Source organism: Pseudomonas sp. UBA4194 (genome assembly GCF_002379585.1).
Classification (GTDB): domain Bacteria; phylum Pseudomonadota; class Gammaproteobacteria; order Pseudomonadales; family Pseudomonadaceae; genus Aquipseudomonas.
In genome coordinates this window covers 1-19,928 of the sequence record NZ_DFUE01000033.1, presented here as the reverse complement: position 1 = coordinate 19,928, position 19,928 = coordinate 1, and the positions used below count along the sequence as shown (strand labels likewise).

Genomic DNA, 19,928 nt, shown 5'->3' with positions numbered 1-19,928 from the left:
AGGACCTGCACCGTGATCGCTTCCGACTCCCTGTTTCGTCCAGCCTTCGGGCTGGGCAACCCTCACCTGCAAACCCTGTGGGGCCCGCTGTGGCGCAAGCAGCCGCCCCTTGAGCGCAGGCGTGAGCGGCTGTGGCTGGACGACGGGGATTTCCTCGACCTTGACTGGCATGGCCCCCATGAAGCCGAAGCGCCCCTGGTGCTGGTGCTGCATGGCCTCACAGGCTCTTCCAATTCCCCCTACGTCGCCGGGCTGCAACGCCAGCTGGGCCAGCGCGGTTGTGCCAGCGTGGCGTTGAACTGGCGAGGCTGCTCCGGCGAGCCCAATCTGCTGCCGCGCAGTTATCACTCGGGCGCCAGCGAAGACCTGGCTTTGGTGCTGGAGCATCTGGGCAAGGCGCGGCCCCTGGCGCCGCTGTACGCGGTGGGCTATTCACTGGGGGGCAATATTCTGCTCAAGCACCTGGGCGAAACCGGCAGCGCCAGCCCATTGCAGGCTGCGGTGGCGGTGTCCGTGCCGTTTCGGCTAGACCAGTGCGCGGACCGCATCGCCCTGGGTTTCTCCAAGGTCTATCAGGCACACTTCATGCGCGCCATGCTGACCTACCTGAAGGACAAGCAACTGCGCTTCCAGCACGAAGGCCAGCAGGCCGGGTTGGCAACCCTGGCCGATCTGGGGTCGCTGGAGAACATCAAGACATTCTGGGACTTCGACGGCCGTGTCACGGCGCCACTGCATGGTTTCGAAAGCGCCGAAGACTATTATCGGCGCTCGTCCAGCCGCTACTTCCTGGGTGAAATTGCCAAGCCGACCTTGATCATCCAGGCGGCAGACGATCCATTCGTGTTTATCCACAGCCTGCCGACGGCCAACGAGATGTCGCCGAGCATCCAGTTCGAACTGCATGCCAAGGGCGGTCACGTGGGCTTTGTCGCAGGCAGCCTGCGCCAGCCTGCGTACTACCTGGAGCAGCGCATCCCGCAGTGGCTGGGCGAACTCATGCCCCTTTCGCCACACCACGCTGCGGGTCGGTGATCCACTCGCTCCAGGAGCCTGGGTAAAGCTTGGCCATTGGATAGCCCGCCAGGCACAGGGCAAACAGGTTGTGACACGCTGTCACGCCGGAGCCGCAGTAGGCCACCAGCTTGTGATCCGGGCGCCCTTGCAATTGCTCTTCAAACCGCTGTTTGAGCTGTTCAGCGGGAAGAAAGCGGCCGTCAGCGGCCAGGTTGTCGGTGAACGCCGCGCAGCGTGCGCCGGGGATATGCCCGGCCACAGGGTCGATGGGCTCCACCTCACCGAGGAATCGAGGCAGCGCGCGAGCATCGAGCAGGGTCAACTCGGGGGTGTCCAACTGCTGCTGCAACTGCTGGGCAGTCACCACCATGCCCTCATCCGGCGTGCCAGCAAAATGTCCTGGCTCGCTCGGCGGAGCATCCAGACTCAGGGGCAGTCCTGCCGCATGCCAGGCCTTGAGCCCGCCATCGAGCAGGTACACGCCCTCGCGCTTGCCCAGCCAGGCCAGCAGCCACCAGGCACGGGCGGCAAAAGCACCGGGGCCGTCGTCGTAGAGCACGATCTGGCTGTCGGCGTTGATGCCGCAGTGCCGCAGGCGCTCCAGCAACCGCTCTGGCTGGGGCAGCGGATGACGCCCGGTCACGCCCTTGACCACAGCGCCGCTGAGGTCGCGCTCCAGATCGGCAAAATGTGCCCCGGCAATATGCCCTTCGGCATAACTGCGCTGGCCGTAATCGGTATCTTCCAGGGCAAATCGACAATCCAGGACCACCAGCCCAGGCTCCTCGAGCCGTGCGGCGAGCTGGTTCGGGCTGATCAGTTGCGCAATGGGCATGGCGGGCTCCGTCGGTGAATGAAAAATCAGACCATGGAAAACCAGAAAACGCTCAGTGGCTATGGAACTTTAGGCGTGAGCGCCTGTTGCAGCGGCACATGAAACTCGTCGCGCAAGGCGTTGACCGCCGGACGCCAGGGCTCACCGACAAAACCTTCCACCAGCACCAGCACCTGGTAGACCCCACGCTTGACCGCAGCCTCGGTGAGGTCCGCCGTGCCTTCCTGAGCCGTGCACAGAAAGCGCACCCACGAGGTCAACACAATCCAGGCATTCACGGTCAACGCCTCGATCTGCGCCTCGCTCATGTGCAGAATCCCGGCCTCTACGAAACCTCGGTAGATGGCCTGGCCCTGCACCATGCACCGTTGCGAGAAACCGCGAAAGCGCTGGGCCAGCGCCGGGTCGGCTTCCAGCAGATGTTCGAGGTCGCGGTACAGGAAACGGTAGCTCCACATGGCAGAGATCAGCGAGCGCAGATAGAAACGCATGTCTTCCATGGTCGCCAGCCGCCCCTTGGGCGGGTGCAGAAAGCCATCGATCATGGCCTCGTAGTCGCGAAACAGCACCGCGACGATCTCTTGCTTGTTACCGAAATGGTAGTAGAGGTTGCCCGGAGAGATATCAAGATGAGCGGCGATATGGTTGGTGCTGACGCTACGCTCACCCTGCTGATTGAACAGCTCGAGGCTACTGTGCACGATGCGCTCACGAGTTTTCGGTCGTGGGGCCATTTGAGCTCCAGTCGTTGATAGTGTCATGCCATCTTACGGCGTATTGCCAGCAGTGGAAGCTTTTGTCCCCCAATCGCCCCCCGCGACAGCCTGCCACAGGCGATACCCCTTGCAATGCGACGGCGATGCACACTTGGCCGACTTGGCTGGCTGCGATACCATCCCCTTCCCCAACCGATTCCCGCCAGGACGACGCGATGAACCGAGTGTTGTACCCAGGTACCTTCGACCCGATCACCAAGGGTCATGGCGATCTGGTCGAACGCGCCTCGCGCCTGTTTGACCACGTGATCATCGCGGTGGCCGCGAGCCCGAAGAAGAATCCACTGTTTCCTCTGGAGCAGCGGGTGGAACTGGCCCGTGAAGTCACCCGCCACCTGCCCAATGTCGAAGTGGTCGGTTTTTCCACCCTGCTCGCTCATTTTGCCAAGGAACAGAACGCCAACGTGCTGCTGCGCGGATTGCGCGCCGTGTCGGATTTCGAATACGAGTTCCAGTTGGCGAACATGAACCGTCAGTTGGCACCGGACGTCGAAAGCCTGTTTCTTACGCCCTCGGAGCGCTATTCGTTCATATCGTCGACGCTGGTCCGCGAAATAGCGGCGCTGGGCGGGGATATCAGCAAGTTCGTGCACCCGGCGGTGGCCGAGGCGCTCAGCCAACGCTTCAAGAAGTAACCCATCAGGCGACAGCGTCCGCGTGCACTGCGGGCGCTAATGCGGCACAATTGCGCCCATCGGTTTTAACATGCCTGGGCCGCCGTCTCGGGCCGGAGTTTTCATGTCCCTTATCATCACCGACGATTGCATCAACTGCGACGTCTGCGAACCCGAGTGCCCGAACGCTGCCATCTCCCAGGGTGAGGAGATCTACGTGATCGATCCCAACCTGTGCACCCAGTGCGTTGGGCACTATGACGAACCCCAGTGCCAGCAGGTGTGCCCGGTGGATTGCATTCCGCTGGACGAAGCGCACCCGGAAACCGAAGAGCAGTTGATGGCCAAGTATCGGCAGATCACCGGCAAGCACTGATTGCCGCTGGGCTTTTCGAGCTCAAGGCGGGCCGCTGCCCGCCCACCCACAGATCAATCCCGTTTGTTGTACCCGGTATGGGTACAACCCAGGCAGCGTACGAACGCCGCCTTGCCAGGGTCCACCACCAGCGCCTGGCCACTGGCTCCAATCCCGCCACTGGCGGCGGTGAACGGCAGCGCAATCACGAACAACCCCGCCCCCACTACCGTTGCCGCGATCAGCAGCGGGCGGGCGATGAGCAGGTCGCCGATCATGGCGTAGGCTGGCGGGTTCTGGATCTGATAGGTGGGGTCGCCACTGCTGACGCTGACGCTGGAGTCCGCTGCCGCGGCGGGCAGGGCCTGCAGGCCGAAGCTGAAGATCAAGGCTAGCGACAGGGCTCGAAACAGGTTCATGGCACAATCCTTCTGCTCACGGTGGGGCGACGGCGATTTGCGGTGGGTTAACTATATCAGTTGGTTGGGGGTGTGCGGTGTCGGTGCAGGCCCCTTCGCGGCTGGACGCCGCTCCTACAGGGTGGGGGGCCTGCCTGGGTACCTTCGCGGCTGTAGGCCACTTCTGCAGGTTGGGGGTTCTGCTGGGCACCTTCGTGGTGTCGCGCCGCCCCTACTTCTGGCAGCGCGGGCAAAATACGCTCGCGCGCTGCCCCAATTTCACTTCCCGCAACGTCGTGCCACACACCTTGCACAACTCCCCGCCCCGGCCATAGGCAAACAACTCCTGCTGGAAATACCCCGGCTGGCCATCACCCCCGATGAAGTCGCGCAGCGTGGTGCCGCCCCGTTCGATGGCGTAGGTCAGGATGCGCTTGATCTCGATGGCCAGGCGCAGGTAGCGCGCCCGGGAAATCCCCCCGGCCGCGCGCCGCGGGTCGATACCGGCAGCGAACAAGGCTTCGGTGGCGTAGATGTTGCCCACACCCACCACCACCGCGTTGTCCATGATGAACGGCTTGACCGCCATGCTGCGCCCACGGGACAGCTGGAACAGACGTTCGCCGTCGAACAGCTCGGTCAAGGGTTCCGGCCCCAGCCGCAGCAACAGCTCGTGATTCAGGGGATCGAGGCTCCACAGCATTGCCCCGAAACGTCGCGGGTCGGTGTAGCGCAGGGCCATGCCCGACTCCAGTTCGATGTCCACGTGCTCGTGCTTGAGCGCCGGCAACCCGGCCTCCACCAGGCGCAGGTTGCCGGACATCCCCAGGTGGCTGATCAGCGTACCGACCTCGGCATTGATCAACAGGTACTTCGCCCGCCGCTCCACGGCCACGATGCGTTGGCCGGACAGCCGAACGTCGAGGTCCTCGGGGATGGGCCAGCGCAGGCGGCTGTCGCGCACGATCACCCGGCTGACTCGCTGCCCCTCCAGATGAGGCGCGATACCGCGGCGGGTGGTTTCCACTTCAGGTAATTCAGGCATGGTTCACCAGGCAGGCAGAGCGATTGGGGTCAGTGTGCACCCAATTCGCGAATCGATTCCTTGAGGTTTTCGAAGTCGTAGTCCGACAGGCCGACGTAATCCAGCACCAGCGGGCCGATGGCCGCCCACTCGTGATCTTCGCCCTGGCCGCCCAGCACCCGATAGGACGCACAGATGTGCTCAGCCATCTTCAGGAGGGCCAGCAGGTTCTTCAGCGGCACATGGTCAGACCCCTCGTCGCTGAAGATCGCCAACGCATTGTGATGATTGGCGATGGCGTCGCTCAGGTGTTCGGGCAGGCGCCAGGACCGAGCGGTGTAATAGCCAACCACCGCATGGTTGGTATTGAAGGCCGCATTCTCGGCGTCGATGACTCGCCGGGCGGCGCCCGCCTGGGCATAGCCACGCTCCAGCACGCCCATGTAAGCGGGAAAACGCTTGAGCATCAGCGGCACGCCACAGTCATGGAACAGGCCAAGGGCATAGGCCTCGTCGACCGCCTGCAGACCCGTACGCTTGGCCAGGGTCAGGCAGGTATTGGCGACGTCCTGGGCAGTGTCCCAGAAGCGATTGAGGGTGACGATGGTCTCGTCGCTCATCTCGCCCTTGATCGACAGCGCGTTGATCAGGTTGATCACAGAACGGCTGCCCAGCAGATTGACTGCCCGCTGGATCGAGGCAATCTTGTTGCTCAGGCCGTAATGGGCCGAGTTGACGATCTTGAGTAGCGCGCCGGAAAGCCCTGGGTCCTGGGCGATCAGCTTGGCGATCACCTCCAGGTCGGGGTCTGGCATGTACTGTTCCATCTGCAGGTCGACCATGATCTGCGGCTGCGGCGGCACACTGATACCCTGCAAAACCTGTTGGATCTGCTCGGGGGAAAGCTCTTGGGACATGACTGGACACTCTGGGCTGAGCCGGGATTCTACTCTCCGACCACGGGCCACCACCACCGTGGCAACGGCGTAAGCCGCGTCAAACCGTCACGCGAATGACCTTGCGGGCAGCACTTGGACTGACGCGGCTCACGCTCGCTGCCACGGGGCGGTGATTTGATGAATGGGGGAATCGGCGCTGGCACCAACACGCTATACTCCCGCTCTTTTTTCACCGGAGCGACTTCATGTCCCTGCCCAGCCTTCGCCTCAAAGCCAATGCCGACCGCCGCCTGCGCGCCGGTCACCTGTGGGTCTACAGCAACGAGATCGACGTCGCCGCGACCCCGCTGCATGGTTTCCAGGCCGGTGATCAGGCCATTCTCGAAGCCGCCGGTGGCAAGCCGCTGGGCGTCGTGGCCATGAGCCCCAACAACCTGATCTGCGCCCGCCTGCTGTCGCGCGATGCCAAGCTGAGCCTGGACAAATCGCTGCTGGTGCACCGCCTCAACGTGTGCCTGTCATTGCGCGAGCGGTTGTTCGACAAGCCGTTCTACCGCCTGGTCTACGGCGACTCCGACCTGCTGCCAGGCCTGGTGGTGGACCGCTTCGGCGACATCCTGGTGGTGCAGCTGGCGTCCGCGACCATGGAGCGCTACAAGGCCGACGTGATGGCAGCCCTGATCCAGGTGATCAAGCCCAGCGGCATCCTGTTCAAGAACGACTCCGCCGCCCGCGATGCCGAGGGCCTGGAGCGTTATGTGGAAAGCGCCTTCGGCGTGGTCCCGGAGTGGGTCGCCCTGGAAGAAAACGGCGTGAAATTCGAGGCGCCGGTGATGGAAGGCCAGAAAACCGGCTGGTTCTACGATCACCGCATGAACCGCGCGCGCCTGGCGCCCTACGTCAAAGGCAAGCGTGTCCTCGATCTGTTCAGCTACATCGGTGGCTGGGGCGTGCAAGCCGGTGCCTTCGGCGCCAGCGAAGTGTTCTGCGTAGACGCCTCCGGTTTCGCCCTGGACGGCGTGGAACGCAACGCCGCGTTGAACGGCTTCGCCGAAAAGGTCACCTGTGTTGAAGGCGACGTGTTCGAAGCCCTCAAGGAGCTCAAGGCCGCTGAAGAGCGTTTCGACGTCATCGTCGCCGACCCGCCCGCCTTCATCAAACGCAAGAAAGACCTGAAGAACGGTGAAGGCGCCTACCGCCGCCTCAACGAACAGGCCATGCGTCTGCTCAGCAAGGACGGCATCCTAGTCAGCGCTTCGTGCTCCATGCACCTGCCCGAAGACGACCTGCAAAACATCCTGCTGACCAGCGCCCGCCACCTGGACCGTAACATCCAACTGCTGGAACGCGGCGGCCAAGGCCCGGACCACCCGGTGCACCCGGCAATCCCGGAAACGCGGTACATCAAGAGCATCACCTGCCGGCTGTTGCCCAACAGTTGAAGAAAATGCCCGCGTCTTTGATCGGCGCGGGCATCCAAATGCAATCCCTCGCTACATCCGATCGTATCGACCGCGCAAGAGCCGCCCGGTTCTTTTGCGATGCCCTCGTATTCCTCGCCTTCCTTGGAGTGTCTGAGCACTAGAAACGCTCTCGCGCACCCGCACAATCTGATCCGAAACACTTCAAAAAAAATCTTCAGCATAAGGCCAGGAATAACTGATCACTGTAGGAAGTTTCCGAAACTTGTGTGGGAAGTTTCTAAATTTCCACCACGTTTGACACCTTATTTTCTTTAACTATTCTTGAGCTCGTTACTGCAGTGACACAATAAAAACAACCTAAGGAAAACTTCCTCATGAATGCCAAAAAAGCGTCTTCACGCCAAACCCTCAAGCCTGTGCAAAAGCTCTCGACGGCAGCGCAAAAACTGATTAAAGATAACGCTGCCAATAACAATGGCGGCGGCGGACACTGCCAGGGTGGCGGTGACTGGTAAAGTTTGAAGCTGCCGACGCCCTGCGTCGGTAGCCCCACTCAAGGATGTGACTACCATGCACTACAAGCGCATTGTAAATACCCTTCCACATGAAATGAACAAGCCAAAATCGAGGCTTGTCCACACACCTTCACTGGAAGACGCCGTTAACCATATCAACCAAATGGACCTGTCCGCGATCGTAAAAAAAATCACCACCAAGGACCCATTGATATGTCGTCACTGGTCCCCTACAGAGGCAGAGATAGCGGTCCAATACTACAAAAACTTTCTTTATTTAAATCGAAAATACCTTTCCACCCACCCCGTGTTACCGCCGCTTCTGGAAGTGGATGAGATCTGGCACCACCATATTCTCGATACGAGACAGTACATCAGGGACAGCAATGCCATATTTGGGTATTACTTCCATCACTACCCCTACTTCGGAACGCGAAGTCGAATAGACAAAATCAATCTCGACGTTGCCTTCGAGGAGGTCCAGAAGCTCTATGAGATGGAATTTGGAAACCGAATGATTTCCATATGGAGCACATCGCAATGACCTACCACGGCCATCTACGAAAGAGCTATATCCCTATGTTGCTTAGCCGCACCATCCCTGTAGCGGGCATTACCGTCCTCTTTTCGCTGGTTGCCAACATATCCACCACCGGCCTTGTGCTTTTCGCGTATACACTTGCGATGTTCACCATTCTCACGGCACTCACCTCCATGTGCCTAGGCGCCACTGGCAATATCATTGCTCGCCCATTCCAAGACCAGAAAAAAGCCCAGGAAATCTTCAGTTCCGGATTATGCTTGGCAGCATTGCTCTGTGCAGTCGGCACTGCCGTAGCGCTGATGCTAGCCAGCATCGTTAAATTCCTGCCAGGCGGGCAGTTGTTGGAGGAAGCACCGCTGCGATGGATGGCGATCATTTACATTTCCTGCATACCCTTCACTGTAATCAACACCTTCCTCCATATTTTCCATGAGAGCTCAGGATCTGCTCTGAATTGCACCAAGATAAGAACCCTGTCTACTGTTTCAGGATTATGCTTTCTCCTGGCGTCCTCCCGGCTTGTTGATAAAGACATATTTGTATACCTGGCAATGAGCTATTTCGTCGTGACAGAAACCATCAGTTTCTACGCATTACGCAAACTCACCACTTCCAAAAGATTGACCTTCACATTGGTATTCGACCGCACCATCATCAGACAGACACTTTCCCTTGGACTACCAATCGCTGTAGGTTTAGCAGGCCAAAAGTTCTATTTCTATCTGCTGAACGAGCGGCTTGCTAGTCTTAATCTGCAGCTCGTCGCTGAGCTTGCCGTGTTCATGACATTGGCTGGGTTGCTCTTGATTCCCTATACCACATTGAGCCAGGCACACAGCCTATACGTCAGTAAATTTCCGGGCTCATCTCTTGCAGCTTATGGACGGGGCATCATAGGGCACATTATCTTGTCCACCCTACTGTCCACCGCTATTCTAATGAATGCCAATCGGCTTTTTTCAACCATAGGTGACACGACGCTACCCGCCTCTAACACCCTTGTTGGAGCGCTGATCTCACTTATATTCTGCAATGGACTTCTTTCCTTAGCAATGGCCCATCTGCGTGGAATGAACGATACGCTCAAGCCGCAACTACTGGTCAACATCGTATTCTTCACAGCGCTGACACCTCTACTTTATTCCATTACGCCAGAGCCGTTGACTCTGCCGTGGTACATAAACCTTCAGGCCATTGCGCTGTTGTGTATCTGGGTGATTCTGACGTTTCGGATTTTTTTACTTCACCACAGATCCAGATCCACCCTCTGCTCAGTGCAATGAATGCCTAGATAATTGGCGCCGAAACGCTGCGGTCAAGAAACGGCCAACTGCGTAGCGCTGGGGAAATAGACAATGAAGACCCTCGAGCCCCATCCTGAAAAGCAACACTGCCGCATCAGCGACGACCAGACCGGCACGGTTCGTCGCCAGACAAGAATTGTCATGCTGTTGATCCTGATGACCTCTCTCGGCGTCTTTCCTTTGGACGTCATTCTTCCTTCCTTTCCCGCACTGGCGGATCACTTCGACACCGATACGGCACGGATCGCCTTCTCGCTGAGTGTCTTTGCCGTGGGTTTTGCTATCTCGCAACTCGCCATTGGTCCTCTGTCGGATCAACTCGGCCGTAGGACGCTCTTGTTGGCCGGGCTCGGCTTGGCGGTGGGCGGCGCCATCGGTTGTACATTTGCCGATGACTTACAGACCTTCCTGGGGTTCAGGTTGATGCAGGCGATGGGCTGCGGTTGCTTTGTGCTAGCCAACGCAATCATTCAGGACCTGTTTGCAGACCAACAGCGCAGGCAGTTGCGGATACTGATGGTCAGCATCAGCGGGATATGCATATCGGTTTCGCCACTGCTGGGGACGATGCTGCAAATGGCAGCGGGCTGGCAGGGGAGTTTCTATGTCTTTGCCGCGCTAGGCCTCGTCACGATCGGGTTCACCTGGAAACTCATGCCTGGGGATAACCCCGGCAGCGCTTGCTCTGGTGTCCGCTGGCGCGATCGCTTTCGACCCTGCCTGACCCTGGAATTCGCGGGCCTGTCCCTGCTGTCGGCGATTGCATTTGCCAGCCATTTTTCTTTCATCGTCGTATCCCCTTTGTTGTTCCTGGACAGGTTGGGCTTCACGCCACTGGAGTTCGCCTTGTCGCTGCTGTGCTACAGCTTGGCCTATATCGCCGGGGGATATGCTGCTTCACGTCTGGGCAGCTTCGCGTCAGCCAATACCCAGATGATGGCCGGGCTTGCACTCATCCTCGTCGCGGGAACGGCCATCATCCTGTTGCCGGAGGCATGGCGGGAGTCGTTGCCCGGTATTCTGGTGCCGATGATCATCTGTACCGCAGGCTCGAGCATCCTGAGGCCGGCCGCCACTTGCCAAGCGCTGGACCTGTCAGCGCAAAGCGCTGGTACGGCCTCGTCATTGCTGAACACGGTGGTCTTCATTGTCGGAGGGGTTGTCAGCGCTCTGGTCAGCAGCGCCGACGGTCAACTGCTCCAAACCTTGGGACAGACCTTTGTCGTGCTGGGTGTCATCGGCATCCTGCTGCTGAACGTGCTGATCTTTCTCAACAGCCGCAAGCAATCTCTCGGTTCATAAGCCGCAGGAACTCTCCCCACCCCCCCCTGTAGCAGCGGCGTAAGCCGCGTCCCCCCCCATAAACACACTTCACGTTCCTTCCTGAAGCCAGCGGTGTAGAATCACGGTACTCATCGCCAATCATCCCCCGGCGGGTTTATGAGCTCGGCCGAACGCGCGGCGATCCCGCGACGTTACCGGCCTCATCCGCAAGCACGGCAAAACACCGACCGAGCGTGCCGCGGACCAGGACAAGCTCAATCCCACATTGAAACCTGATTAGCCGCCCGGAGTTGCTCCATGCCTGACTATCGCTCGAAAACGTCCACCCACGGCCGCAACATGGCCGGTGCCCGCGCGCTGTGGCGTGCCACTGGCATGAAGGACGACGACTTCAAGAAACCGATCATCGCCATCGCCAACTCGTTCACCCAGTTCGTGCCCGGCCACGTGCACCTCAAGGACCTGGGACAGTTGGTCGCCCGCGAAATCGAGCGTGCCGGTGGCGTGGCCAAGGAATTCAACACCATCGCCGTGGATGATGGCATCGCCATGGGCCACGACGGCATGCTGTACTCGTTGCCCAGCCGCGAGATCATTGCCGACTCCGTGGAATACATGGTCAACGCCCACTGTGCCGATGCCATCGTGTGCATCTCCAACTGCGACAAGATCACCCCCGGCATGCTGATGGCCGCCTTGCGCCTCAACATCCCGGTGATCTTCGTTTCCGGCGGCCCGATGGAAGCCGGCAAGACCAAGCTGGCCAGCCATGGCCTGGACCTGGTCGACGCCATGGTGATCGCCGCCGACTCCACCGCCTCCGACGAAAAAGTCGCCGAATACGAGCGCAGCGCTTGTCCGACCTGTGGCTCGTGCTCCGGCATGTTCACCGCAAACTCCATGAACTGCCTGACCGAAGCCCTGGGCCTGGCCCTGCCGGGCAATGGTTCGACCCTGGCCACCCACAGCGACCGCGAGCAGCTGTTCCTGCAGGCCGGGCGCACCATCGTCGAGCTGTGCAAGCGCTACTATGGCGAGAACGACGACTCGGTGCTGCCGCGCAACATCGCCAACTTCAAGGCCTTCGAAAACGCCATGATGCTGGACATCGCCATGGGCGGTTCCACCAACACCATCCTGCACCTGCTGGCCGCAGCCCAGGAAGCAGAGATCGATTTCGACCTGCGCGACATCGATCGCCTGTCGCGCAGCGTGCCGCAGCTGTGCAAAGTGGCGCCGAACATTCAGAAATACCACATGGAAGACGTGCACCGCGCTGGCGGCATCTTCAGCATCCTCGGCTCCCTGGCGCGCGGCGGTCTGCTGCACACCGACCTGCCGACCGTGCACAGCCGCAGCATGGAAGAAGCCATCGCCAAGTGGGACATCACGCAGACCGACGACGAAGCCGTGCACCACTTCTTCAAGGCCGGCCCGGCAGGCATCCCGACCCAGACCGCGTTCAGCCAGTCGACCCGTTGGGAAACCCTGGACGACGACCGCGAGAACGGTTGCATCCGCAGTTTCGAACACGCCTACTCCAAGGAAGGTGGCCTGGCCGTGCTCTACGGCAACATCGCCTTGGACGGCTGCGTAGTGAAGACGGCCGGTGTGGATGAATCCATCCATGTGTTCGAAGGCAACGCGAAGATCTTCGAAAGCCAGGACAGCGCCGTGCGCGGCATCTTGGCCGACGAGGTACAGGCCGGCGACATCGTCATCATTCGTTACGAAGGCCCGAAAGGCGGTCCGGGCATGCAGGAAATGCTGTACCCGACCTCGTACCTGAAGTCCAAGGGCCTGGGCAAGGCCTGTGCGCTGCTGACCGACGGCCGTTTCTCGGGGGGTACCTCGGGCCTGTCCATCGGCCACGCTTCGCCTGAAGCCGCTGCCGGTGGCGCGATTGGTCTGGTGCAGGATGGCGACAAGGTATTGATCGACATTCCCAACCGCTCCATCAACCTGCTGGTCGACGATGCCGAACTGGCTGCGCGTCGTGCCGAGCAGGACAAGAAGGGTTGGAAGCCGGTTGAAGTGCGCCCCCGCAAGGTGACCACGGCGCTGAAGGCCTATGCGTTGCTGGCCACCAGTGCCGACAAGGGCGCTGTGCGCAACAAGGCGATGCTCGACGGGTTGTAAACCGCGTCCGGCCCCATGCGCTTTTCTGGGACACCCGTGAGGATTTTGACGCGGCTTACGCCGCTGCTACGGGTGTTCCCAGACCTCGAATGCGTAGGCAGGCTTGCCGTCTGCCGCGTCGTTGGGCACGCTGGACACCAACTGCCACTTCGCCTCATCGAATTCGGGAAACCACGCATCGCCCTCTGGCTGCAGCGCCACGCGGGTCAGATACAAACGGTCCGCGCGGTCCAACCCCAGCGCGTACAACTGCGCCCCGCCAATAAGCATCACCTCATCGGCACCCTGCTCCAACGCCCAGGCCTCGGCTCGTGCTATCGCAGCCTCCAGCGAGGCGAACACCTCGGCACCTTCGAGCAGCAGACCGGGCTGGCGACTGACCACCAGGTTCAACCGCCCAGGCAACGGTCGACCCAACGAATCCCAGGTCTTGCGGCCCATGATGATTGGCTTGCCCAGGGTGGTGGCCTTGAAATACTTGAAATCCCCCGGCAGGTGCCAGGGCATGCTGTTGTCGATGCCGATCACACGGTTCTCGGCGAGCGCCGCGATCAGGCTGAGGGGGAGAGATGTCTTCATGGGCGGCAGAATAGCAGAGCCGCCTTGAGTTATGCTCATGGCGAACCCGCCGCCTGGAAAACCGCGTGACAGCTCCCGACACCCTGGAAACACTCTGGCTTACCGAAGCCGTCCGCCTGCGCGAAGAACAGGCCGGGCCATTGGATGACCTGGAAGCGAACCGCCGCGCCCGCCAGCAAGGCGGCGACATGGCTGCTCGCATCACCCATCGGGCCTGGCTGTTGGCCGAGCGCGATGGCCAGCGCCAGGCCATGCAGCACTGGAAGCAAGGCGCGCGCCTGGCGCTGCTGATATTGGCGGTAGTGGCGATGATCAGCGGCGCCGGCCTGGCCTTCGCCGCGCTGGGCGATGGCCTGCAACCGGTCAACGTGTTCTGGGCATTGGGCAGCCTGCTGGGCCTGAACGTCATCATGCTGTTGAGCTGGGCTTTCGGCCTGGTGTTCGCCGGTGGCCACGGCGCCAGTCTGGGGCGAGTGTGGTTGTGGCTCAGCGAGAAACTGGCCCGGGATGCCCAGGCGGTGCATCTGGTCCCGGCGTTGGTGCTGGTGTTGCAACGGCGGCGTCTGAATCGCTGGGCGCTGGGGACATTGGTGCATGGCTTGTGGTTGCTGGCCTTGCTCAGCGCCATGGCGGTATTGCTGTTGCTGCTGGCGACTCGACGCTATGGCTTCGTCTGGGAAACCACCATCCTGGGCGCCGATACCTTCATTGCGCTGACCCAGGCATTGGGTGCGCTGCCAGGGCTGCTGGGCTTCAGTGTGCCGGACATCGACATGATCCGTGCCAGCGGCGATGCTGCCGTGAACATTGAAGGTGCACGTCAGGCCTGGGCCGGCTGGCTGGTGGGGGTATTGCTGGTTTACGGTATCGTGCCGCGGTTGGTGTTGGCCCTGCTGTGCCGCTGGCGCTGGCGCCATGGCCGCGCACGGCTGAGCCTGGACCTGACATTGCCGGCCTACGCCGATTTGCGCGAGCGCTTGATGCCTAGCAGCGAGCGCCTGGGCGTGCGTGACGAAGCACCGGATGCATTGCCGCACATCGATACGCCGCAGGCCAGCGAGCAAACCGACGGTGCCTTGCTGGTGGCCATCGAGCTGGATGGGCAACACCCGTGGCCGCCCCGGCTGCCTGCGACCGTGCAAGACGCCGGTATCCTCGACAGCCGCGAATCACGCAACCGCCTGTTGGAACAACTGACCCGCTTTCCCCCTGCCCGCCTGGTGATCGCCTGCGACCCGCGTCGTTCTCCCGACCGCGGCAGCTTGGGGCTGATCGCCGAACTGGCGCGCTGTGCCGGTGCTACCCGGGTGTGGCTGCTGCCTGCCCCGCCGGGGCAGGCGCTGGAGGCACAACGGTTGGGCGACTGGCATGGCGCGTTGACCCAACTGCAGCTGACCTTCAGTGACAGCGCACCCTTGACTTGGCTGGAGACGGGCCATGACTAAACCTCTGACCCTGGCGGTGGTGGGCCACACCAATGTCGGCAAGACCTCGCTGCTGCGGACCCTCACTCGGGACGTCGGCTTCGGTGAGGTGTCGCACCGGCCCAGCACCACCCGGCATGTGGAGGGCGCGCGGCTGTCGGTGGATGGCCAAGCGTTGCTGGAACTGTACGACACGCCTGGGCTGGAAGATGCCATCGCGCTGCTGGACTATCTCGAGCGTCTGGAACGGCCCGGTGAACGGCTCGATGGCCCGGCTCGGCTGGAGCGTTTTCTGCAAGGAGCCGAGGCACGCCAGCGCTTCGAGCAGGAAGCCAAGGTGCTGCGCCAGTTGCTGGCCTCCGACGCCGGGCTGTATGTGATCGATGCCCGCGAGCCGGTACTGGCCAAGTACCGCGACGAGCTGCAAGTGCTGGCCAGTTGTGGCAAACCGTTGCTGCCGGTGCTCAATTTCGTCAGCAGCGCCCAGCACCGCGAAAATGATTGGCGTGAAGCCCTGGCGCGGCTTGGACTGCATGCCCTGGTGCGCTTCGACAGCGTGGCGCCACCGGAAGATGGCGAGCGTCGGCTATACGAAAGCCTGGCGCTGCTGCTGGAGCATTCCCGGCCGGCGTTGCAGCGGCTGATCGATGATCAACAGGCCCAGCGTCTGGCGCGCCAGGCCAGTGCCTTGCGCTTGATCGCCGACATGCTGATCGACTGCGCGGCCTGTCGGCGCAGCGTACCCAGCGATGCGGTCGCCGGCGCCGTCGATGAGTTGCGTCAGGCGGTGCGCAAGCGCGAACAGCGCTGCGTCGAGGCACTGCTCAAGCTCTACGCGTTCCGCAGCGACGATGCCTCTGCCGGCGATCTGCCGTTGCTGGATGGTCGTTGGGGCGATGATCTGTTCAATCCCGACACCCTCAAACAGTTGGGGGTAAAGGTGGGAGGTGGGATCGCCGCGGGCGCCGCCGCCGGTGCGGGGGTGGACCTGCTGGTTGGCGGTCTGACCCTGGGTATGGCGGCGCTGGCGGGAGCCATTGCCGGCGGGGCGTTGCAGACCGCTCGTGGCTACGGCGCACGGTTGATGGGCAAGCTCAAAGGCGAGCGCGAGCTGACCGTGGACGACAATGTGCTGCGCCTGCTGGCCCTGCGTCAGCGCCAGCTGGTCCACGCCCTGAACGCCCGCGGCCATGCGGCGCTGGGCACGGTGCAGGTGCCCACCCCGCAGGAGCAGACCTGGCGTGAAGGCAAGCTGCCTGACGCTTTGAACCGGGCTCGGGCGTACCCGCAATGGTCGTCGCTCAATGGGCACAAGCGGGTTAGCCAGGGTGAGCGGGAGGAGCAGGTGGAGGTGTTGGCGGGGGAGTTGTGATGTTGGCTTGGTTTTGGATTCTGTGGTGAATGGTCCCCTCACCCCAGCCCTCTCCCTTAGGGAGAGGGAGCCGTACGGTGGTGTTGCGACTATCGGCGATCCGCTTTTAGCTCCCTCTCCCCCAGGGAGAGGGCTGGGGTGAGGGGACCATTCACCGCAGAATCCAAAGCCAAACCACCCGGACCTTGCCGGCCAGGCCCTACTTGACATCCGATTCTCTTTGTCTATTTACGCAGCAGACGCAGTCCGTTGAACACCACCAGCAGGCTCACGCCCATGTCGGCGAACACTGCCATCCACAAGGTGGCCATGCCCGCCACGGTGACGGCCAGGAACACCGCCTTGATGGCCAAAGCCAGCACGATGTTCTGCATCAGTACCGCACGGGTCTGGCGGGAGAGCCTGACGAACGCCGGGATTTTGCGCAAGTCATCATCCATCAAGGCCACGTCGGCGGTTTCGATGGCGGTGTCGGTGCCGGCCGCTGCCATGGCAAACCCGATCTCGGCGCGGGCCAGCGCTGGCGCATCGTTGATACCGTCGCCCACCATGCCCACCCGATGGTTCTGCGCGTACAGGTGCTCCACGGCCTTGAGCTTGTCGGCCGGCAGCAGATTACCCACCGCCTGGTCGATGCCCACCTGCGCGGCGATGGCCTGGGCGGTATGCGGGTTGTCGCCGGTGAGCATGACCGTCTTGATGCCCAGCGCATGCAGCTGCGCGATGGCTTCACGGCTGGTTTCCTTGACCGTGTCCGCCACCGCGAACAGTGCAACCGGCCCCTCACCACCGACCAGCACCACCACCGACTTGCCTTCACGCTCCAACCGATCGAGCTTGGCCTCCAACCCCGCCGAACACACCCCCAACTCTTCCACCAAACGATGGTTACCCAACTGGTAGATCTGCCCCTCGACTAGCCCTTTCACCCCCCGTCCCGCCAACGCCTCGAAATCTGCCACTGTTGGCGCGGCCTGAGCCGAGGTTTCCGCGTCCTGGGCACCGGCGATCGCCCGCGACACCGGATGATCCGAGCGCCCCGCCAGCGCCCTGGCAATCCCCTCGGCCCGCCCTTCATAGGCTGGATCCAGCAACTCATAATCCGTCTGCACCGGCTTGCCGTGGGTCAGGGTCCCGGTCTTGTCCAATGCGATGTAATCGAGCTTGTGCCCCCCTTCCAGATACACCCCGCCCTTGACCAGAATACCCATGCGCGCCGCCGCCGCCAGGGCGCTGACAATGGTCACCGGCGTGGAAATCACCAGGGCGCACGGACACGCCACCACCAGCAACACCAGCGCTCGGTAGATCCATTCGAACCAGGTGCCCATGCCCAACAGCGGCGGCAGCACGGCCACGATCAGCGCCAAGGCGAACACCACCGGCGTGTAGACCCTGGAGAAGTTATCCACAAAGCGCTGGGTTGGCGCCCTTGCCCCCTGTGCCTGCTCCACCGCGTGAATGATCCGCGCCAGGGTCGACTGATTCGCCGCCGCAGTGACCCGAAACTCCAGCGAGCCGGCCTGATTGATGGTGCCGGCGAACACCTTGTCGCCAACGCCCTTCTCCACTGGCAAGCTTTCGCCGGTGATCGGCGCCTGATCGATAGTCGATTGGCCGGCCGTCACCTCACCGTCCAGGCTGATGCGTTCGCCCGGTCGCACCCGCACGATGGCCTCCAGAGGCACGACCTTGACGTCCTGTTCCAGCCACTGGCCGTCGGCCTGACGTACCGTGGCGGTGTCAGGCGTCAGTTGCATCAGACTGCCGATGGCGTTGCGCGCGCGGTCCAGGGACTTGGCCTCGATCAACTCGGCCACGGTGAACAGGAACATCACCATGGCCGCTTCCGGCCACTGGCCAATCAACACCGCGCCGGTCACGGCGATGCTCATCAGGGCGTTGATATTGAGATTACGGTTCTTGAGGGCGATCCAACCCTTCTTGTAGGTGCTCAAACCGCAGCTGAGGATCGATACCAAGGCAACGATAGCCACCACCCAATTGGATGCCACACCGGTGAAGTGAATCACCTCTGCCCCTACGGCGGTCACACCGGAAAGCGCCAATGGCCACCAGGACTTCTTCGCCGGCGGAACGGCGGCGACGTTTTCAGCGTTCTCGTCGATAGGCTCGGCCACCATGCCCAGGGAGGCGATCGCCTTCACGATCGGTTCGGTGCCGGACAGCGAATGGCTGACCCCCAGCACGCGATTGATCAGATTGAATTCCAGCTGTTGTACGCCCGCCAGCTTGCCCAGCTTGTTCTGGATCAAGGTTTGCTCGGTGGGGCAGTCCATGGCTTCGATGCGGAACTGGCTGAGCCGCGACGCGCCGTCAGCGGCATTGGCAAACTGCACGGTGGTGGGCGCGGAGCTTGCGGCGCTGGCGCAGCAGTCATGGCCGTGGGCAGTGTGATCGTGGGCCTTGGCGATGGCAGGCTCGGCCTTGGTCGCGCAGCAGCCACCGGCGTGGGCATGGGCCTGCTCGTGCTCGTGCTCGTGCTCGTGGCTATGGTCGTGTGCGTGGCTGCGGGGCGGGTGGCTCATTGGTCTGAATCCCTGAAGGTGCTTGTTGCCAAGTGAACACCCTGTAGCCACTATAGGGTCAAGCATCTTGTTGGAGAGCACAGTGATGAAAATCGGCGAGCTGGCGAAGACCACCGACTGCCAGGTCGAAACCATCCGCTACTACGAGCGCGAGCACCTCTTGCCCCCGCCCGCCCGCAGCGATGGCAACTACCGGCTTTATACACAGGCGCATGTGGAACGCCTGACGTTCATCCGCAATTGCCGGATTCTGGACATGACGCTGGACGAAATCCGCAGCCTGCTGACCCTGCGCGACAGCCCCGAGGACCAGTGCCAGAGCGTCAACGACCTGATCGACGAGCACATCCACCACGTCAAGGCCCGCATCGACGGCCTGGTAGCGCTGCAGGAGCAGCTGGTGCAACTGCGCAAGAAGTGCCACGGCGGCAACAACGACGAACACTGCGCCATCCTCCAGCGCCTGGAAGTCAGCGGCGCCGTCACCGCCCCCGAAGCCGAGCACTCCCACGTCGGCCGCAGCCACGGGCACTAGCCTGCACAAGATCCAACTGCTTATGCGATGAACCTGTGAGAGCGGGGGTGGCGCCGATCACTGTGGGAGCGGGCTCTGCCCGCGATGGCGGCGGGGTGGGCGCCATAGGGTTCGGGATGTGTGGAGGCTGGGATGGCCCCATCGCGGGTAGAACCCGCTCCCACAAGGTGAGGGGGTGGCCCAGATCAATGTGGGGGCAGGGATGGCCCTGATCACTGTGGGAGCAGGGATGGCCCTGATCAGTGTGGGAGCAGGGATGACCCAGATCACTGTGGGAGCGGGAGGACGCAGATCTTTGTGGGAGCGGGCTCTGCCCGCGATGGCGGCGGGGTGGGCGCCAT

At 61.9% G+C, this 19,928-nt stretch carries 19 protein-coding genes; 12 read left to right on the top strand and 7 right to left on the bottom strand.

Annotated features, from left to right (window positions below):
- Positions 1-12: 12 nt before the first annotated feature.
- Complete coding sequence (locus tag B3397_RS09000; RefSeq protein WP_296249223.1) at positions 13-1,035, top strand: hydrolase; 1,023 nt, start codon at positions 13-15, stop codon at positions 1,033-1,035.
- Here B3397_RS09000 and B3397_RS08995 read toward each other — a convergent pair.
- Both B3397_RS08995 and B3397_RS08990 read right to left on the bottom strand, forming a co-directional pair.
- Positions 998-1,852: a sulfurtransferase gene (locus tag B3397_RS08995; protein ID WP_296249222.1), complete on the bottom strand. Its 855-nt coding sequence runs from the start codon at positions 1,850-1,852 to the stop codon at positions 998-1,000. The genes B3397_RS09000 and B3397_RS08995 overlap by 38 nt on opposite strands.
- Positions 1,853-1,911: 59 nt before the next feature.
- Positions 1,912-2,586, bottom strand: coding sequence for a TetR/AcrR family transcriptional regulator (locus tag B3397_RS08990; RefSeq protein WP_296249220.1), 675 nt, complete (start codon positions 2,584-2,586; stop codon positions 1,912-1,914).
- Between the two features lie 197 nt (positions 2,587-2,783).
- Here B3397_RS08990 and coaD point away from each other — a divergent pair, with 197 nt between their 5' ends.
- Positions 2,784-3,263, top strand: a complete 480-nt coding sequence (gene coaD / locus B3397_RS08985) for a pantetheine-phosphate adenylyltransferase (protein ID WP_296249219.1) — start codon at positions 2,784-2,786, stop codon at positions 3,261-3,263.
- Positions 3,264-3,366: 103 nt separating this feature from the next.
- A complete protein-coding gene (locus tag B3397_RS08980) occupies positions 3,367-3,618 on the top strand; it encodes a YfhL family 4Fe-4S dicluster ferredoxin (protein ID WP_296249218.1) in 252 nt (83 codons plus the stop codon).
- Between the two features lie 53 nt (positions 3,619-3,671).
- Here B3397_RS08980 and B3397_RS08975 read toward each other — a convergent pair whose 3' ends face one another.
- The 3 genes from B3397_RS08975 to B3397_RS08965 form a co-directional block, all read right to left on the bottom strand.
- Positions 3,672-4,016: a multidrug transporter gene (locus B3397_RS08975; RefSeq protein ID WP_296249217.1), complete on the bottom strand. Its 345-nt coding sequence runs from the start codon at positions 4,014-4,016 to the stop codon at positions 3,672-3,674.
- Between the two features lie 211 nt (positions 4,017-4,227).
- The gene (gene mutM, locus B3397_RS08970) at positions 4,228-5,040 is read right to left on the bottom strand and encodes a bifunctional DNA-formamidopyrimidine glycosylase/DNA-(apurinic or apyrimidinic site) lyase (RefSeq protein ID WP_296249216.1); all 813 of its coding nucleotides are present in this window, start codon (positions 5,038-5,040) and stop codon (positions 4,228-4,230) included.
- Positions 5,041-5,069: 29 nt separating this feature from the next.
- Complete coding sequence (locus B3397_RS08965) at positions 5,070-5,882, bottom strand: HDOD domain-containing protein (protein WP_296249258.1); 813 nt, start codon at positions 5,880-5,882, stop codon at positions 5,070-5,072.
- A 281-nt stretch (positions 5,883-6,163) separates the two neighbouring features.
- Between B3397_RS08965 and B3397_RS08960 the strand changes: the two genes are divergently transcribed.
- From B3397_RS08960 to ilvD, 6 genes are all read left to right on the top strand, one after another.
- Entirely contained in the window at positions 6,164-7,360 is a 1,197-nt protein-coding gene (locus B3397_RS08960; protein ID WP_296249215.1) for a class I SAM-dependent rRNA methyltransferase, read from the top strand.
- A 356-nt stretch (positions 7,361-7,716) separates the two neighbouring features.
- Entirely contained in the window at positions 7,717-7,857 is a 141-nt protein-coding gene (locus B3397_RS08955; RefSeq protein WP_296249213.1) for a hypothetical protein, read from the top strand.
- 55 nt (positions 7,858-7,912) lie between these two features.
- The gene (locus tag B3397_RS08950; RefSeq protein ID WP_296249210.1) at positions 7,913-8,401 is read left to right on the top strand and encodes a glycine-rich domain-containing protein; all 489 of its coding nucleotides are present in this window, start codon (positions 7,913-7,915) and stop codon (positions 8,399-8,401) included.
- On the top strand, positions 8,398-9,684 hold the full coding sequence (locus tag B3397_RS08945; protein WP_296249208.1) for a hypothetical protein: 1,287 nt from the start codon (positions 8,398-8,400) through the stop codon (positions 9,682-9,684). Before B3397_RS08950 ends, B3397_RS08945 begins: the two co-directional genes overlap by 4 nt.
- A 72-nt stretch (positions 9,685-9,756) precedes the next feature.
- Positions 9,757-11,007, top strand: coding sequence for an MFS transporter (locus B3397_RS08940; protein ID WP_296249205.1), 1,251 nt, complete (start codon positions 9,757-9,759; stop codon positions 11,005-11,007).
- 279 nt (positions 11,008-11,286) lie between these two features.
- Positions 11,287-13,128, top strand: a complete 1,842-nt coding sequence (gene ilvD, locus B3397_RS08935) for a dihydroxy-acid dehydratase (RefSeq protein WP_296249202.1) — start codon at positions 11,287-11,289, stop codon at positions 13,126-13,128.
- A gap of 66 nt (positions 13,129-13,194) precedes the next feature.
- Here the strand turns inward: ilvD and B3397_RS08930 are convergent, their stop codons facing one another.
- Positions 13,195-13,707, bottom strand: coding sequence for a dihydrofolate reductase (locus B3397_RS08930; protein ID WP_296249200.1), 513 nt, complete (start codon positions 13,705-13,707; stop codon positions 13,195-13,197).
- A 65-nt stretch (positions 13,708-13,772) separates the two neighbouring features.
- Here B3397_RS08930 and B3397_RS08925 point away from each other — a divergent pair, with 65 nt between their 5' ends.
- Positions 13,773-15,152: a DUF2868 domain-containing protein gene (locus B3397_RS08925; protein WP_296249198.1), complete on the top strand. Its 1,380-nt coding sequence runs from the start codon at positions 13,773-13,775 to the stop codon at positions 15,150-15,152.
- Positions 15,145-16,503, top strand: a complete 1,359-nt coding sequence (locus tag B3397_RS08920; protein ID WP_296249197.1) for a GTPase/DUF3482 domain-containing protein — start codon at positions 15,145-15,147, stop codon at positions 16,501-16,503. Before B3397_RS08925 ends, B3397_RS08920 begins: the two co-directional genes overlap by 8 nt.
- Positions 16,504-16,727: 224 nt before the next feature.
- On the opposite strand, the gene B3397_RS08915 is transcribed toward B3397_RS08920, so the two are convergent.
- Positions 16,728-19,052: a heavy metal translocating P-type ATPase gene (locus B3397_RS08915; protein ID WP_296249196.1), complete on the bottom strand. Its 2,325-nt coding sequence runs from the start codon at positions 19,050-19,052 to the stop codon at positions 16,728-16,730.
- An 85-nt stretch (positions 19,053-19,137) separates the two neighbouring features.
- On the opposite strand from B3397_RS08915, the gene cadR reads away from it, so the two are divergent.
- Positions 19,138-19,587, top strand: coding sequence for a Cd(II)/Pb(II)-responsive transcriptional regulator (gene cadR, locus B3397_RS08910; RefSeq protein WP_296249194.1), 450 nt, complete (start codon positions 19,138-19,140; stop codon positions 19,585-19,587).
- Positions 19,588-19,928 lie beyond the last annotated feature (341 nt).